We start from the raw sequence: 16,927 nt of genomic DNA on the forward strand, positions 1-16,927 counted from the left end.
ACTATTGTTCATTCATTTACTTAAAGAATACAATATTTCGTGATACGAAGGAAGTAAGAATGTATCATTTAGGGTGGGAATTGCGTCAAAATTATCAATTAACCGTTTTTCATTAAAAGCTGGACGATTCTTGTTCAAAGTTAGACGTTTTCCCTCTAGAGTTGGGCAATTCCATCCCAAAGTTAGAAGATTCCTCTTCTTCATAAGCACCCATGAAAGAGGTTCACACCTTGAATTTGGACAGGGTTCCCTTGTTTGAGAGCAAATGACCCTTCCTTTAATCTTTCGTCTGACCAATTTCCTAATAAAATAAGAAAAGCAATGGAACTTTCCTCCATTGCTTTTCCCTACTAACTGAATTATTGATTTTCGCCATTTAGATGCTTCATGACAACTGTTGCAAGAGTATCGATGAACTCAGGCTTTGCATTTGGCATCTCTGGGCGGAAGTAGCTTGCGCCTAGTTCGTCTGTAATGACTTTGCATTCGTAGTCGTTATCATAGAGTACCTCTAAGTGGTCGGCTACGAAGCCTACTGGGATGTAGACGAACGTACGGTAGCCTTCTTCAAACAAGTCTCTTGTTAAGTCTTGTACATCAGGTCCTAACCATGGCTCTGGCGTGTTTCCTGCACTTTGCCAGCCTGTTACATAGTTTTTGATGCCTGCCGCTTCTGCGATTAAGTCAGCTGTTTCTTTTAATTGATTAGGATATGGATCACCATTTGCGATGATTTTTTCTGGTAGACTATGAGCTGATACGACGAGGACAGCTGCCTGTTTCTCTTCGTCTGTCATTTTCGCATAAGTATCTTTTAGTTGAGTTGCCCAATAATCAATAAATTTAGGCTCTTGGTACCAGCTTTCTACAGAAGTAATTGTTAAGCCTCCAAGCTTCTCTGCTTCTTCTTTTGCACGTCCATTATAGGATTTCACACTGAATGTTGAGAAATGAGGAGCTAGTACAATACTTACTGCCTCCGTGATGCCGTCTTCATGCATTTGTTTCACTGCATCTTCAACAAAAGGTTCAATGTGCTTTAATCCTAGGTACATTTTAAATTCGATTTCATCTTGACTTTCATTAAGATGCTTTTCTAAGCTCTTTGCCTGATCTAGCGTGATTTTCGCTAATGGTGAAATTCCTCCGATTGCTTCATAGCGATCCTTTAGGTCTTGAAGCATTTCAGGAGCTGGTTTCCGACCGTGACGGATATGTGTGTAGTAAGGTTCAATATCTTCTTCTTTATATGGCGTACCATAAGCCATAACTAATAGGCCCATTTTTTTCTTGCTCACATTATTCACCTCTAATTTATTTCATCGTCGCTTTATTTTCTCATGCATGTTCCATTCTATCCATTTTGAATGCGTTCATAACTAGCAACCGTTTTCATTAGGTGCTACTCGTTCAACTTTTCACTTTTCTAGAATAGTCATGAACAAATGCTGTTAATTGTTTTAATGATTCAGGATTTACTTGTGGGAATACACCATGTCCTAAATTAAAGATATAGCCACCGCCCTGGTTGATTCCTTGATCTAGAATTGCTTTTGCTCTTTCTTCAATCACTTCCCATGGCGATAATAAGATAGCTGGGTCTAGATTTCCTTGCAGAGTTTTGGTTAAGCCCATTGCACGAGCTTCTTCAATTGGAAGTCTCCAGTCAAGACCAACTACGTCTAGTGATAGATCATGCCATTCTTTAGCAAGGTGACTAGCACCAACACCGAACATGATTAAAGGAACATTGTCTTCTTTTAGTTCAGAGAAGATTCGTTCCATCGTTGGCTTAATATAATAACGATAATCCGCTACGTTTAAAGCACCTACCCAAGAATCAAATACTTGAATTGCTTTAGCACCAGCTTTGATTTGTGCTTTTACGTAGACAATAGCCATATCTGCTAATTTATCCATAAGCGCAAACCAGGCTTTTGGTTCAGAATACATAAATGCTTTCGTTTTGTTATAGTTTTTTGAAGGACCGCCTTCAATCATGTAGCTAGCTAATGTAAAAGGAGCTCCAGTAAAGCCAATAAGAGGAACCTCTAATTGCTCTTGAGTTAGTAGCTTAATTGTGTCTAATACATATGGGACATCACTCTCAGGATCAATCTCCCCTAGTTTTTCAACATCACTTAAAGATTGAATTGGTTTATCAATTACAGGGCCAATTCCTGACTTGATCTCTACATCTACTCCAATTGCAGGAAGGGGTGTCATGATATCTTTATACAGAATGGCAGCGTCTACTCCATATTGCTCAACAGGTAATCGAGTAACATAAGCGCACAGCTCTGGCTGATGAGTAATTTCAAAAAGACTGTATTTTTCTTTTATTGCACGATACTCAGGTTGTGATCTTCCAGCCTGCCTCATGTACCATACAGGTACATAGTCCGTTTTTTCTCCTCTACACGCTTTTAAAAACGTGTCATTGATTTTTTTCTCCGCCATTCAAAAAAGTCCACCTTTCATATGTAGGAAGGGGCTTCCCCCTTTTATTAAATAATAGTTATTACAATCTAATACTTATTCTATATTAATCCTTCTTCCTTTTCAACTATAACGGTTAAATATCTTGTTGTATAGATTGGATTTGCAAATGTCAAAAAATAGCCTAATTGTTAGAGCTAAAAAGGGTTGGTTTCACAGATTTTATCCATTCTCCCTCCTCATTTGTCTGCGTGTTATAAGGAGCAACGTAATAGGAACGGTCAGAAAATACATTGAAGTAAGGAATTTCGTACATCCCTTCACCAGTAACAGAGCCTACCAGCTTTTGTCCTTCTTCAGAGTCTTCATACACTCTGTATTCTATTCTCTTATCGTCTTGTACATCCCAATTTAATGTTAGTGTAATTAGTCCGAGAGGCTTAAAGGTATATTTTGCATCCACTCTATCAATTGCTTGCATTCGGATTGGTGCCTCTAGCTCATTCGCCTCCTCCGGTTTGACAAATGCTACATTTTGATCCACTTTTGCCGTTGATAAAATGTCCTTAAAGAGCTTTGTAGGATAAGAGCTCCCATGCTTTAAGTAATGATGTTCATCTGTTTTATCGTATCCCATCCAAAGCGCACCCACGATGTTCTCTGTATACCCTACAAACCAAGCATCCTTACTAGCTCCATTCACCGCTTTATATGAGGTAGTTCCCGTTTTTCCTGCTAGCTCTCCATTAAAAGCTCCACTAGTTGCTGTTCCTTCTGATACAACATGTTGAAGCATTCTAGTCATATTCCATGCTGTTTGTTCTGAATAGACTTTTTTCGGTTCAGGCTTAATAGGAGCAACCACCTCTTTGTCCTGTGTTCTCATTTCTTCAATTAAATGATGTTCACTAAAGCTACCTTTTTCAGCAAATGCTCGGTAGGCGTTGGCCATTTGGATTGGACTTACACCTTCGGATAATCCACCAAGCGCAATAGCTAGCCCATCGTCTTTAATAGAGATGCCTACTTCTTTCAGATAGTTTTTACTTTCATGTATACCAAGTTCTGATAATGTCCAAACAGCAGCAGCATTTTTCGAGGTAATAAGGGCATCAAACATAGAAACCTCTCCATCATATTGCTGATCAAAATTTTGCGGTGTGTATTGACCATAAGTTAGTTTTTCATCCTTTAATAAGGAGTATGGAGTAAATAGCCCCATTTCAAGCGCCGGCGCGTATACCGCAATCGGTTTAAATGTCGACCCTGGCTGCCTATTTATAGTCAGTCGATTTAACCCTTTTGGGACATAATCACGCCCTCCTATAGCCGCAATCACTCCACCTGTTTTATTATCTAGTAAGACAAAAGCCCCTTGTGCAAACTCATCTGTTCCAGGGAAATATTCATTTTTCTGAAATAGCTCATAGGCTGTTTTTTGTAGTTCTGTATGAAGAGGAACAGTAATTGTATAGCCTCCTCTGAATAATTCATCATTGGATAAGGCATACTTTTCCTCTGCTTCATCCAACACCATATCCACATATGTTGCAAGCCAAGGACTTTCCTGTTTTTCATTCACTTGTAGGTGTATCGTTTTACCTTGAGTTCTAACAACCTCTTCATAGCTGATATACTCTTGGTCACCCATCAAGCTAAGAATAACGTCTCTTCTTCCCTTGCTTTTCTCAGGATGATTGAGTGGTGAATAAGTAGTTGGAGCTTTAGGGATTCCTGCCAATAACGCCCCTTCTTCAAGGGTGAGCTCTGAAACCTCTTTATTAAAATAGTAGTTTGCAGCGGACTGAATACCATATGCCCCATGTCCAAAATAAACTTGATTCAAGTACATTTCTAACAATTTTTTCTTGCTATATCGATTTTCAAGATTGACTGCAATAATTGCTTCCTTTGTTTTTCTTAAGATTGTTTTATCATTTGTTAAAAAGATATTTTTTGCAAGCTGCTGAGTAATAGTACTCCCCCCCTCAACCTTTCCACCCGCAAGGATATCTTTATACAAAGCTCGACCTATCGCTTTCATATCAATCCCATGGTGCTCATAAAATCGTTGATCCTCAACTGATACAAAGGCTTGCTGCACATGATCAGGTACTTCCGCTATATCAACAAGCTCCCGATTTTCAAGGAATAGCTTCGTAATCTCCTGCCCATCTTTATCCACAAGTGTAGAAGCTGTATTCATCACTAGTTTCTTTTCATCGATGACATAATCACCCATAAGGATAATAAACAAATAGCCGACAAGACCAATCGTTACGGTTGCAATGCCTGCAACGAGAGATAAAAGAAGTTTCTTTTTCATCACGTATTCACCCCTTTATAAAGGTATTATTGTTAATAATAGGTAGGTATATGTGTAAAAGTATTAAAATTGGAAAAAACTCAGAAGGTGTTGCTATAATATAGTGAGAAATTTCTTTAATTGAAACACACTGTTTGTACACCGGTTTGAGCTTAAAGTAAAAAATAACAATGAGGTGAAAGAGCATGAACTTTTTTATTACATATGGTACGACAGACTATCTAAAGAAAATCGTCAATCAACATACAGACCAAAAGCTACTCCTGCTTGAAAACCCTGACACAGCTACTCTTTTCCATGAAACAGAAGGCTCTTCTGTATTTAATGAGCCTAAGAAATATGAGGTTTTAGATTCAACTGGGGAAATGATGAACGGTACATTTGCTGTTTTAAATAATATTCCTGTTACACAAGAAGGAAGACCGCTATTTGAAAAAAGATTTAGTGAACGTGCCCGCTTAATTGAAAAAGAGCCTGGTTTTTCTGCTATTCGTGTTTTACGTCCATTAGCAAGTGACACATATATCATTTTAACGTTATGGGAAAGCGAAAAACATTTTAAAGCGTGGCAAGATTCAAAAGCTTACGAGCATGCTCATAAAAAGCGTGGAACTGATCAAGGTGTCGATCAGCAATCCATTTTTCCTCGACCATCTTATGTGACAACCTATTATTCAGTAGACAAGGAAGACTAATCGTTGATCCTCTGCAAAGGTGCAGGGGATTTTTCCTATCTTTCAGCTGTAACGGCATAATATAACATTCCAAGTAGCTTTTTATCCCATGGACTACAGTGTCCAATAAGATATGACAGTATTTCCTTGGAAATGACACAAGCTTTCTACAAAACATTCCCCTATTTTTCTACATCCTACTTATGTTCATTCTCCTAAAAGCATATACATGTTTCCCCTTTATCGTAATATTTTAACATAAATCGACAAATACCGTCATGATTGAGGAATTAGATCGTATCGACATGTTAATTTTTCTTGATCGTTTATCTTCTATTTAGAGGGGGGATTTTCTAAATCAGATCGGTAAATTCACTAATTAACTTCTGACGTAAGCCACACTCGCAGAAAAAGGATTCCCTTAATAGAGAACCCCATTAATAAACTAGATTTAATTAGTTCATTCTTCTTTTTTTAACTAGTAAAAATCCACCAATTCCACATATAAGAATACCAACTAGCAATCTCTCGAACATCCTTGTCGCTGTTTGAGGCAATTGATTTTCACCATCACCTTCTACTTTATCATAAGCTGGTACCTCATCTGACCCATTTTTCGAATCATCACTAGTCGGAGATAGTGACTCTTTTTCTTCTGATGTTGCCGGATGGTTTTCATTGTCAGAACTAAACTCGTTGCTAGAGTCAGAGTTATCTCCTTCATTATTCATAGCATCATCATCTTGTTCTTTATCTTTTATCTCTTCCTCCGTACTCTCATCCTCTTCTGTAGGAACATCTTCTTCAGAAGCAATGGCAGGCTCGATTGAAATGTTATCCAGATATATTTTGGTTGCTGTATTCCCACCTTCAATATTACCAAGTTCAAATACAAGCTTTCCATCATCAAATGATTGTTCTGTCATTTCAAATGTGTAGCTATATGTTGTCATTTCGTTCGTTAAGTCAAATGTTTTTGAAGGAGCAAATGGAACAAACCAAGGGTCCTCTGCTAACTCTTTTCCTATATTTACATTCAATTTCCTTGCTTCATCCACTTTTCCGTCAAACGATACTTTGTATGTCTCACCTTGTTTGAACTGAATTCCCTTTTGAAAAATTTGTGGTGAATAGGAGGTGGCTCCTGTCTTTAGTAAATCAACAACTAAAGTACCGTCATCAATAGTGGCATTTCCTTGAGCAAGCCCACTCCATTGATCACCCCACCATTGGTTCCAATGCTTTAATCCTTCATCAAACGTTCCGTTATCTAACTCTGGTGTCATTTCTTCCTCAGAGGTTGGAGGATCTTCTTGTGTTTCCTCTTCAGCCAAGGCAATTTTTACATGATCAATATAAAGATCATGTGGAACCCCACCGTATTTTCCCATTTGAAACTTTAGGTTCAATGTGTCATTTTCTGGCATCACCAACTTATATTGAACGTTTTCCATTTCCTCTGTTACATCTACAGTTTCAGAGAGATATCTTTTATATTCATTGTTTTCTAAGGAGAATATGATCTTTCGATTTAAGGTTGAACGGATATCAAAAGAAATGACATACTCTTCCCCTTCACTGAATTTCAATCCTTTTTGTTCGAGAATAACACTCCATTCTTCATTACCTTGATTCGTTATGGAAGCTTTAGCTTCACCATTTTCGTGACTAATTTGTGCGTTTGCATCAAAATGAACATAGGGTGTCCATCCATCTAGATTTTCCGTAAACTCACCGTTAAGTACCTCAGGAGCTACGAGTTTGCGATCTGTATTTAGTAATGTTACATCATCTATGAAAATATCTCCTTGATTTCCACCTAAATAGAATATCAGCTGACCTTCACTGTCTTCATATGACTCTGGAATCAAAAACTCAACTGTTTTTTCTTCCATCTCAGTTGTTAGATTAACAGAATCTAAATGATAGCTTTGCAGCCCATCTTTCCCTCTAATATCCACTTCCAATGATCTGGATTGATCAGACTTTGCCTTAAAGGTTAATTTATAGGTGTTCCCCTTAGCAAATTGAATTCCGCTTTGCTTCAGCTTAATATCAGACGATGTTTCGCCACCATTGATAATGGTTGCTTTAAAGTTTCTTATTTCTTCATTTACCGATCCTAAAGCTTCTGCATTTCCTTCTGAGAGAAAGTCCCAGTACGTCATTCTATCTATCTTGCCTTGGTCAAAAGTGCCGTTATAGATATGATTCCCATCTGGAAGTGGCTCTTTCAATACATCATGATCTTGTTGTCCCGTTATGTCTTCTACCTTAACATTCCCGATCCAAATTGGGCTTGTCCCATTTGCTCCCATATTAAACTCAAGTCTCGCTGCAAGGTCCGTTTCATGGGTCATATCAAAAGTAAAGGAATAGGTTTTCAAAGTACTCGTTAACTCAATTGCTTCTTCATTTGAGTATTTCGTCCACCCTCGATCTGCTCCACCGGATACCTTTACCTTCATATTTCGGGTGCTGGTGGATTTTGCGTCAAAGCTTACCTTATATGTTGCTCCCGTTGCAGCTGGTATTTGTTGGATTTTCTGCAATGACCATAGAGCATTCCCAGGATTCTCTATATCAACCTTTGCAAAAGTCTGGTCATTTAGTTGTGTAGCTGAGATTTGACCTTTTCCACCAAAACTAGGTAGTTGGACAAAATTCCAATAAGTAGAATCTAATGCTTCATCTTCTTCTATCACTTTAGTAAAACCCTTTTCATATTGTCGGTCATAGATAAAGTTTCCGTCCTCTAATGGTTGTTTCGCATGTGGTGGTAATTCAACTTTTTCTACATTTGGCTCAACAGGAGTTTGATAGTCTCTTCCTTCGAGCTCATATACGCGGACATAATCTATTTCCATTTCACCTGGAAACGAGGTTGACTGGTCAGGATTCCCTCCATACCAGCCTCCTACAGCCAAGTTTAAAATCATGTAGAATTCTTGATCAAATGGAGCCGGAAACGAATAATTTGCTGCGTTGTTTTTGCTTTTACTGTACCAATTATCTAGCGTTTGATAGAGGTTTCCATCAACATACCAACGAATTTCACCTGGCTCCCATTCAATAGAATAGGTATGAAAGTCAGTAATTGATTCTCCCTCTGGAAAATGATATGATGCTCCCTTATATACATTATTAGGATAAACATCACCATAATGGATTGTTCCACCGATTTCATCCGTTTTCGCTCCTGCAGCTTCCATAATATCAATCTCTCCTGATGCAGCCCAACCACCATATACGTCATTTTCAGGGAGCAACCAAAATGCAGGCCAATATCCTTGCCCTTCTGGGAGCTTTATTCTCGCTTCGAATTTTCCATATTTCTTACTAAACAATCCTTTTGTTTTTAATTTAGCTGAAGTGTACTCATAAGAGCCAAATTCATCCTCTGTTTTCTCTTTTACCGCTTTTATTACGAGCTTCCCATCTCTAATAAAAGAATTTTCAGCCGAATCAGTGTAGTATTCAAGTTCATTGTTACCCCATCCCGGAGCAATACCGTTTCCATCTCCATCTACAATCCAATTCCCTATATCATATGTCCATTTAGATTTGTCAATGTGAGTACCATCAAACTCATCTGCCCATACTAAATTCCAATCATCTGATTGATTTTGCTCTGCATTTTCAACTGCCATTCCGGCATGAGGTAAAATAAGTAATACACATAACAAAATAGCTAGTAGTTTTTTCAAATGATAATCCCCCTTAGTGTGTGATTGACATGTACACTTCCTCACTTTCCACCTTTCATCTGTAAGCGTATACAAATTTACGCAAACAAAAACTGACTTGCAATACTAGCTTATCTTTTTTTAAGTTTGATATTTAGGCTCCTTTTTTTATAAACGGTTTCTATATTTTAGATTTTCAGCTTATACCTCCATTAAATTTGTAATTATTCTATGCTTTGACATTATTCCCCCGGAAATGACAGGATGTCCAACCGGAAATGTTTTCTCTCCTCTCACATCTTGTTTTATTTCTACATACAGTATTAAAAATTAGCTATAGGCTATTGCTGAGGGGTGTCTTAAATGGCAATTGATATTACACTCATCCATTGGATCTATATATCCTTTATCCTCGCCGTCATTGGATTTATGTTATTTCGACGAGATACAACGATCGTATGTGTGGTAGGCATTCTTACACTTGCAGCCACTTCTACCCTATCCGTTAGTGCTTCTATAACAAGCCTTTTCAACAGCTTTATCTTTGCAATTACTGAATTATTACCAACGATTTTAGTTATCTCTATAATCGTTGCTATGAGTAAAATTTTAACGAAGTCAGGTATTAATGAGGTTATGGTTGCTCCATTTTCTAAAATCATTAAAACCCCAACTACTGCTTTCTGGACAATAGGATTACTTATGATGGTCATTTCCTTCTTCTTTTGGCCATCACCGGCTGTCGCTCTAATAGGAGCTGTATTATTACCGGTTGCTTTAAGAGCGGGTCTTCCTGCACTAGGTATAGCTGTTGCCATGAATTTATTTGGCCATGGAATAGCTCTTTCAGGTGATTATATCATTCAAGCTGCTCCAAAAATCACAGCAGATGCTGCAGGCATACCTGTTCTAGATGTAGTGAATGCAAGTATTCCACTCGTTATCACGATGGGGCTTGTGACGACGATTACCGCGTATATTATACTAATGAGAGATCTCAAAAAGAATAAAACATATACATCCACATCCACATGCTCATCTTCTCCGATTGAGGAAACACAAGAAGGTCTCATGTCCGAGAGAATGAAAAAGATTCTTGCCATATCTATCCCCATAATCTTTGTTTTAGATGTTGTAGTCATGTTCACCTTAAATTTACAGGGTGGTGACGCCACTGCATTAATTGGAGGTACAGCTTTACTCATTTTAGTCGTGACAACATGCTTTGCACACAAAAAAAGAGGACTCGAAGAAACAACAGGTTATTTAATTGAAGGCTTCCAATTCGGCTTTAAAGTATTCGGACCTGTCATACCAATTGCAGCATTTTTCTATTTAGGAGATGCAGGATTTTATTCAATTGTAGGTGATTACCTTCCTGAAAATTCTGAGGGGATCGTGAATGATTTAGGGGTTGCACTTGCAAATGGTGTGCCTCTAACGAAAGAGGTTGGCGTCATTACCTTAACTGGTGTAGGTGTCATTACCGGTCTAGATGGATCCGGTTTTTCAGGGATCTCACTTGCAGGTTCCATCGCCCAGCTTTTCTCAACTGCAATTGGTGCTAGTACAGCTACCTTAACCGCCTTAGGTCAAGTAACGGCAATTTGGGTAGGAGGAGGAACACTAGTCCCTTGGGCTCTCATTCCAGCTGCTGCTATTTGTGGAGTTGATCCTTTTGAACTTGCAAGAAAGAACCTTCTACCTGTCTCTATAGGATTGGTCATTACGACAATTGTTGCTATGTTTTTGGTTTAGTAGATCAAGAGATATAGAAAAAGGCTGTGACAAAACAAAGAGCCACGCACCATACGATCCAATCTATTGTGCGCACTAGATCAATTAGTGCGTATACATAGTTGTGACGGTAAGGTGCCTGGCACTTCTGTCCCAGCCTTCCTTTTTTTATATAACTAATGTCGTAATTGAATGCTCTGGAAGATGCACACTGCTCTGCATTCCATTCACTTCAACCGTCATGTTTTCTTCCTTATCCGTTTCATTCAAAAGGACGATTGCCAATGTAGCATCTTTATTTCTGAATGCCACAGCTTGAATTGATTCAGTTGAAAGCTGGTGATGTACACGCACAGCCCCTGGTTTAATATATTTACTAAAATGACCAATATAATAATATGAACTATTATAGTGAACTTCACCCGTTTTCGTATCGACAATAATAGGGGCATCACAGAAGTTTCCTACATGATTTGGACCACCTTGTTCATTCAGCACAATATTCCAATCAATCCAGCCTTCTAACCAATTATTTAAATCTCCTAGGATATTGCGTGCATATCTTTCTCCTGTGTGCCAGGCACCTAGTTGTACGCCACCTTCAATACAGCCTTCGGTAAATAATAGGTGCTTATCTGGAAAATCTCTATGAATTTTTGATAGATTCTCAAACTCCTCAGATACATACCAATGCAAGCCTGTACCCCAAATGTACTTTGCTGCTTCTTTATCTGAAAGAATGACTTTTGCACGTTCATAGGCTACGTCACGATTGTGATCCCATATGACGATTTCTTTTTCACCAAGTCCTTCTTTTTCTAAAATAGGACCTAAATAATGTTTAACAAAGTCCCTCTCTTCTTCTGCTGTATAACGACAGGAATCCCAAACCTGTGTTGCTTCTGGCTCGTTTTGTACAGATACTCCCCAAATCGGAATCCCCTGTTCTTCCATTGCTTTTATATATTTTGCATAATACGTTGCCCATGCTTCACGATATTCTTCCTTTAATTTACCACCATGATTCATATCGTTATTCGTTTTCATCCAAGCAGGTGGGCTCCATGGAGATGAGAGAATCGTTAACTCATCTCCTCTAACCTTTACAGCATCCTTTATTAATGGAAGGACCCATTTATGTTCACGTTCAATAGAGAAGGTTTTTAGTTCCTTATCGCCTTCCTCTACATACGTATAATTTTCTAAAGAAAAATCACAGCTATGAATATGCGTTCTTCCAAGAGAATACCCTAGTCCCTTTTCTTGGTCAAAATAACTCTCAATCACTTTTAATCGATCTTCCTCAGATAAATGTGATAGTGTGTAAGCAGCCGCTTCGGTAAATGCACCACCGAACCCCATTACCGTTTGATAGACTTTTGTTTGATCAATTGTTAAGGAAGCATTATGGTTCATTTCACTTTTTTGAAAAGTTTGCTCCTTCTTAGCAAAACGCTCCTCTTTATTTTGTGCTGTTTGAATCACTTGCATGTTCATTTCTTTCACCTCGTCGATTAGTCTAAGTACACGTCGATTTCTTTTATCTCTTTGTTTCGAATTTTCAATGCATATTCTTCCTTTAACGTTGTTGAATGTATTTCGTAATTTTTGTCACCTGCATGTACTACATACTTTGAAACGGTTACAGCATCAAAACCGAAAGTAGCCTTTCTACTTGGATTATGATATGTCACCTTAATCTCTCCCAAGAACATGAAGCTTACTTGATCATTCTCATCAAATAACCACTCTGGAAGGATAGGTTGTAATGTTAAGGAAAGCTTCTTGTTCTCAAGTGAAAATACTTGTTTTCCCATCATCATTTTTTGCCAAATACTTAAAAACTCTGCTGTTGTTCCACTTAAGCGTGCAACAAACCCTTGTCCATGTACAGAAGGATCTGGGTTTACACTACTAGCAATAAATGAAGAATTTTCAAGTACACTTCTTCCATAAGTTTCTGGATCCATAAATGGAGGAAGAGCTGTTTTTAAATCCTCAAAAAACTCATCGTAAAGACCAACCTTTAGCATACTTAATAAGTATTTGAATTCCATATGCATAAAGATTGATTCTCGTTCTAACCAACCAGGAGTAAACGCTCTTGCCCTTCCAATTTCAAATGTTTCATTTTCTATTGAAACAGACGTTTTATACATCTTTAAATCTTGGTCAAATAATGCTGAATTCTTTACTTGTTCGTGAATGCTTACAGCCTCATCCTGATGTTTTATGGTCTTTAATGCTCGAGCAGGTCCTTCTAAATAATGTGGCAATGTAGCAAGCTTAAAGGATTTCACGTGAACAAGCGGTAGCCCTTTTTCATTAACTTCACCAGTCACTTCAAAATCATCTGCTTCATAGTAAAGATACGTTAAAGGTAAGCCTTCTCCGATGCTATTAGCTTTTTCGATTCCTATATTCACTTTATTCGAGAATTGACTCAACACCTGAGATAATTCCTGAGTGGATAAAACAGTCTCGTCACCACTAATCGTTTCCTTTACCTGTAACCTATAGTTTTCTCTCGCTGTTGAAACCATATCCCAATAATGAAAATCTGAAAGTTGACCATTTGACAGCTTTTCTACTGCGCTAACAATTTCTTTTGTCAGCGTCACGACTTCATTTGGCAACGAAATATCAATAGAGTATGCTTGGCTATGCTTTACAAGGAAATCTAACACTCTCTTTAACTCAAATGTTTCACTCATGGCAGAACCAAATACACCAGGTAATCCATTCATTGAGTCATTCCAGCCAGGCTTGTTCGCTTCCATTTCTATACCTAACCCCAATGGATCAAGTGATGAAAACTTTGTAACTGCGAGTATAAACAGCTTACTAAATAATGTTGTTTTATATTTCTCGCCGTTTTTTGTTACGAGCCAGCTACTAGTAGACGTATAACTCTCTTCAAGGGCATTGTATTGTCTTACAGAGCCATTATTTAGTACAAACTTCTCTGATCTAGGCTTAACAAAAGCTGGGCTGCTGAAGAATAAGTACTCTTTTTCATCAAAAAGTAACGATTGTTGACGATCCGGATAAATAGAAAGGTAATTTTGAATTAAATCCAAATTATATGTCCAGTGGTCAATCCAATACCCTTCTCCAAACTCCGCTTCCATATGCTGTTCACTTTTCGTTAGGACCTTCTTCAATAATTCCTCTAACGGAATGGTTAATTCGATTTCTTTATCATGAATGGTTTGTAATAAATCACCAGGTGTAAACTTTCCAGACAATTTAGTTTGAACGAATTGTGCCTCCTCTTTTGAGGGGATGACAGAATGGATCCAATCCACATTTGTTGGTTCCTTTAATTCGAAGCTTGATCCCTTCACCACTAATGGGTTATATCCATCTATTTGAATTAAGCTCATAAATAATTTGATGTTATAATCGCCAACCTCTGGATGGAAATACACATCGTTTCGTCTATTTTGATTTACGTCTCGGAAATTTCCGTTTCCTTGTGAATAAAACTCAGGAACAAGAGAGAAGAAATTATAGTCTCTTTCAAGATCACCATGCTTTCTTGAATAGATGTAGTAGACAAATTTCTTATCCTTTTCTTCAGTTTCTAAGAAAATCGGATAGCCACCTCGTAAAATGTTATCTAAGTAGCTTTGTTTACAGTATGCATCAAATAAAGGAATAGCCGTTTTTGTTGCAACATCTTGAGTAATACCGTTAACTAATGTTACTGCTTCCTTGTATTTTCTTTCCATATACTTCTTGCTACTTAGCTCGTTCGATCTTTTGTTAATGATATCGATATCATTTACATGTCCAATCATGGTATGAAGAGTGACGACTTCCTCTTTCTTCAATGTGCTAGAAAACCCAGAAAAACCAGAAGGTACTTTATTAGCTGTCAGTTGATTTTTCTTTAAAAGCTCTTGAATTGATTCCTCACGAAAGGCATTTGGGAAAGACCACGCTGTATTCGTTCCAAAAACAAGGTTTGCATCCACAATTGGTGATAGTAGATTTCCGTCTTCAATAAAGCTTAAATAAAAATGACCTTTTGTTATTTCCTCCACTTCAGCCGTATCATTTGTGGAAGAACGAACACGGTAATATGGAATTTGTTCCTCTCTATTAAAAACATCCATCCAGCTCTTTAGCGTATTTCCAACTGCTTTATATGCTGCGTCATCTACTCCAAAGGGAATAATAGCTGGAAGACCATCAATGACCTCTATTTGAATAGATTCATTAGATAGGTTTTCAACCTCTACTTTTCGAATGAGAGCAGCGAAATTTTCATTAGGTAAGGTAAAATATGTGACGATTGTTTTTAATTTAAACTCAGTGTTTATCTCTTCGATCTTCAATTCATTTTCTTTAATAAACATTTTTCGTTTATGAGTGGTGGATGTAGACGAAAAAGGTTCAAAAATATGTTTATGATTCAACTTAATAAATGTACGAAACCCATTAGTCGCTACACGTTGATACGCTTGGTTCGCAGGGAAAAACTCTGTAATGGCATGATTCTTATCCTTTACACCAAAGCTCACCATTCCTTGCCCTCTGTTCACGTAAAACGACCACATTGGTACACCCATTTTCCCTGCTATCCCTGGCAAGAAGCTAGAGAATGTCTTGGCTTCATCATAGCTTTCTATGACGAAGTACCCTTCTTCATTAAAATGATAGTTCTGCATATATGTCACCCTCTGTATGGTAATTTGTCTGCTTTATTAAATGAGAATCTTTTCCAAGGAACGATTCTTAATAATTTCTGCATATCGAAAACCTGTATTTTTCAATGTTCTTTTTTGCGTAAGAAAATCCACATATGTGATTCCAAAGCGCTTGTCATAACCAAATGCCCACTCAAAATTGTCAAGAAGGGACCATAAATAATAGCCTGCGATATTCATATTATCCTCATTAAGCTCAGCAACTGCTGTTATATGCTTTTCAACATAGCTCTCACGACCAACGTCGTACACCTTTCCATCTGGAGCTACCGTATCATCAAAGGCTGCACCATTTTCGGTAATATAGATTGGTAGCGTGGTATATTCCTGACGTAAACGGTGGATGAGCTGCTTGAATTCGTTAGGTGAGATATCCCACCCCATTCCCGTTTTATCATAATCAGAATAGGCCGATGTAAATAAGAAATCTGAAGCTGACGTGAATTCAACAAGGGATCGGTTGTAATAATTAATTCCAAAGAAATCACACTCAATGGAGATTTTCTTCATATCTCCCTCTTTGATAAAGGAGTAATCATGAACATATTTTGAAAACAGATTCATCATATCCAAAGGATAATTCCCTTTAAAAATCGGATCTAGGAACCATCTGTTCGTATAGCCGTCTGCATTGTTAGCTGCAAGCTGATCATTCATAGAATCGCTTGCAGGGTATACTGGTGATAAATTTAATGTAATTCCTATAGGTGTTGTCGATTGACGTTTGTTTTTTAAATAGTCCACTGCTTCTCCATGTGATAGTAAAATATGGTGAACCGCCTTTAATGCCTCTTCCATATTCTTATGACCCGGTGCATGTACACCTTGATGATAGCCTAGAAATCCTGCACACCATGGTTCATTATGTGTAATCCACATATCCACCTGATCATCTAATTCCTCGAAGCATTTTTCAGCATATTCCATAAACCACTTCACAGACTCTCGATTTGTCCAGCCCCCTTGTTCATGTGCCCACATTGGCAAATCCCAGTGATAAAGTGTAACAGCTGGCTTAATATTAGCTGAATGTAATAACGAAATGAGCTTTTTATAAAATTCCATGCCATCTGGGTTATATTTTCCCTTTTCAGGAAAAATACGTGGCCATGCAATAGAAAAGCGATACGAGTCAACCCCTAATGTCTTAAGAATCTCAACATCTTCTTCATAGCGGTGATAGTGATCACAAGCAATATTTCCGTTATCCATATTCCACACCTTACCAGGTATGGAGGAAAATTCGTCCCATATGGAAGCCGTTCTCCCATCCTCATTCCATGCACCCTCAATTTGATAAGAGGATGTTGCCGTTCCAAAAATAAAGTCTTTTGAAAATCTAGTCATGTC

General features: G+C 37.9%; 10 protein-coding genes. 2 read left to right on the forward strand and 8 right to left on the reverse strand.

The window, feature by feature from the left end; all coding sequences use genetic code 11:
* Positions 1-200: 200 nt before the first annotated feature.
* The 4 genes from A9C19_RS21845 to A9C19_RS15700 form a co-directional block, all read right to left on the reverse strand.
* A complete protein-coding gene (locus A9C19_RS21845; RefSeq protein WP_158515101.1) occupies positions 201-338 on the reverse strand; it encodes a hypothetical protein in 138 nt (45 codons plus the stop codon).
* Positions 339-359: 21 nt separating this feature from the next.
* The gene (gene hemH / locus A9C19_RS15690; protein ID WP_072580815.1) at positions 360-1,298 is read right to left on the reverse strand and encodes a ferrochelatase; all 939 of its coding nucleotides are present in this window, start codon (positions 1,296-1,298) and stop codon (positions 360-362) included.
* A 112-nt stretch (positions 1,299-1,410) separates the two neighbouring features.
* Positions 1,411-2,460, reverse strand: a complete 1,050-nt coding sequence (hemE, locus tag A9C19_RS15695; protein WP_072580816.1) for a uroporphyrinogen decarboxylase — start codon at positions 2,458-2,460, stop codon at positions 1,411-1,413.
* A gap of 163 nt (positions 2,461-2,623) precedes the next feature.
* A complete protein-coding gene (locus tag A9C19_RS15700; RefSeq protein WP_072580817.1) occupies positions 2,624-4,765 on the reverse strand; it encodes a transglycosylase domain-containing protein in 2,142 nt (713 codons plus the stop codon).
* 185 nt (positions 4,766-4,950) lie between these two features.
* Here A9C19_RS15700 and A9C19_RS15705 point away from each other — a divergent pair, with 185 nt between their 5' ends.
* Entirely contained in the window at positions 4,951-5,460 is a 510-nt protein-coding gene (locus A9C19_RS15705) for an antibiotic biosynthesis monooxygenase family protein (protein ID WP_072580818.1), read from the forward strand.
* A 434-nt stretch (positions 5,461-5,894) separates the two neighbouring features.
* Here the strand turns inward: A9C19_RS15705 and A9C19_RS15710 are convergent, their stop codons facing one another.
* On the reverse strand, positions 5,895-9,146 hold the full coding sequence (locus A9C19_RS15710; RefSeq protein ID WP_072580819.1) for a carbohydrate binding domain-containing protein: 3,252 nt from the start codon (positions 9,144-9,146) through the stop codon (positions 5,895-5,897).
* 342 nt (positions 9,147-9,488) lie between these two features.
* On the opposite strand from A9C19_RS15710, the gene A9C19_RS15715 reads away from it, so the two are divergent.
* Positions 9,489-10,883, forward strand: coding sequence for a hypothetical protein (locus A9C19_RS15715; protein ID WP_072580820.1), 1,395 nt, complete (start codon positions 9,489-9,491; stop codon positions 10,881-10,883).
* Positions 10,884-11,030: 147 nt separating this feature from the next.
* Here A9C19_RS15715 and A9C19_RS15720 read toward each other — a convergent pair whose 3' ends face one another.
* Genes A9C19_RS15720 through A9C19_RS15730 form a run of 3 tightly spaced genes read right to left on the reverse strand, consistent with a single transcriptional unit; the run spans position 11,031 to position 16,924 of the window.
* A complete protein-coding gene (locus A9C19_RS15720) occupies positions 11,031-12,353 on the reverse strand; it encodes a glycoside hydrolase family 30 protein (RefSeq protein ID WP_420835834.1) in 1,323 nt (440 codons plus the stop codon).
* Positions 12,354-12,376: 23 nt separating this feature from the next.
* The gene (locus A9C19_RS15725) at positions 12,377-15,538 is read right to left on the reverse strand and encodes a cellobiose phosphorylase (RefSeq protein ID WP_072580822.1); all 3,162 of its coding nucleotides are present in this window, start codon (positions 15,536-15,538) and stop codon (positions 12,377-12,379) included.
* Between the two features lie 36 nt (positions 15,539-15,574).
* A complete protein-coding gene (locus A9C19_RS15730; RefSeq protein WP_072580823.1) occupies positions 15,575-16,924 on the reverse strand; it encodes a GH1 family beta-glucosidase in 1,350 nt (449 codons plus the stop codon).
* Between the last annotated feature and the right edge of the window lie 3 nt (positions 16,925-16,927).

The organism is Bacillus weihaiensis, from assembly GCF_001889165.1.
Taxonomy (GTDB): Bacteria; Bacillota; Bacilli; order Bacillales; family Bacillaceae; genus Metabacillus; species Metabacillus weihaiensis.

Excerpts from the sequence above, each read along its gene's own strand:
- A9C19_RS21845 (WP_158515101.1), bottom strand. The coding sequence starts at position 338 with ATGGAGGAAAGTTCCATTGCTTTTCTTATTTTATTAGGAAATTGGTCA.
- hemE (WP_072580816.1), bottom strand. The coding sequence starts at position 2,460 with ATGGCGGAGAAAAAAATCAATGACACGTTTTTAAAAGCGTGTAGAGGA.
- A9C19_RS15700 (WP_072580817.1), bottom strand. The coding sequence starts at position 4,765 with ATGAAAAAGAAACTTCTTTTATCTCTCGTTGCAGGCATTGCAACCGTA.
- A9C19_RS15705 (WP_072580818.1), top strand. The coding sequence starts at position 4,951 with ATGAACTTTTTTATTACATATGGTACGACAGACTATCTAAAGAAAATC.
- A9C19_RS15715 (WP_072580820.1), top strand. The coding sequence starts at position 9,489 with ATGGCAATTGATATTACACTCATCCATTGGATCTATATATCCTTTATC.
- A9C19_RS15720 (WP_420835834.1), bottom strand. The coding sequence starts at position 12,353 with ATGCAAGTGATTCAAACAGCACAAAATAAAGAGGAGCGTTTTGCTAAG.
- A9C19_RS15725 (WP_072580822.1), bottom strand. The coding sequence starts at position 15,538 with ATGCAGAACTATCATTTTAATGAAGAAGGGTACTTCGTCATAGAAAGC.
- A9C19_RS15730 (WP_072580823.1), bottom strand. The coding sequence starts at position 16,924 with ATGACTAGATTTTCAAAAGACTTTATTTTTGGAACGGCAACATCCTCT.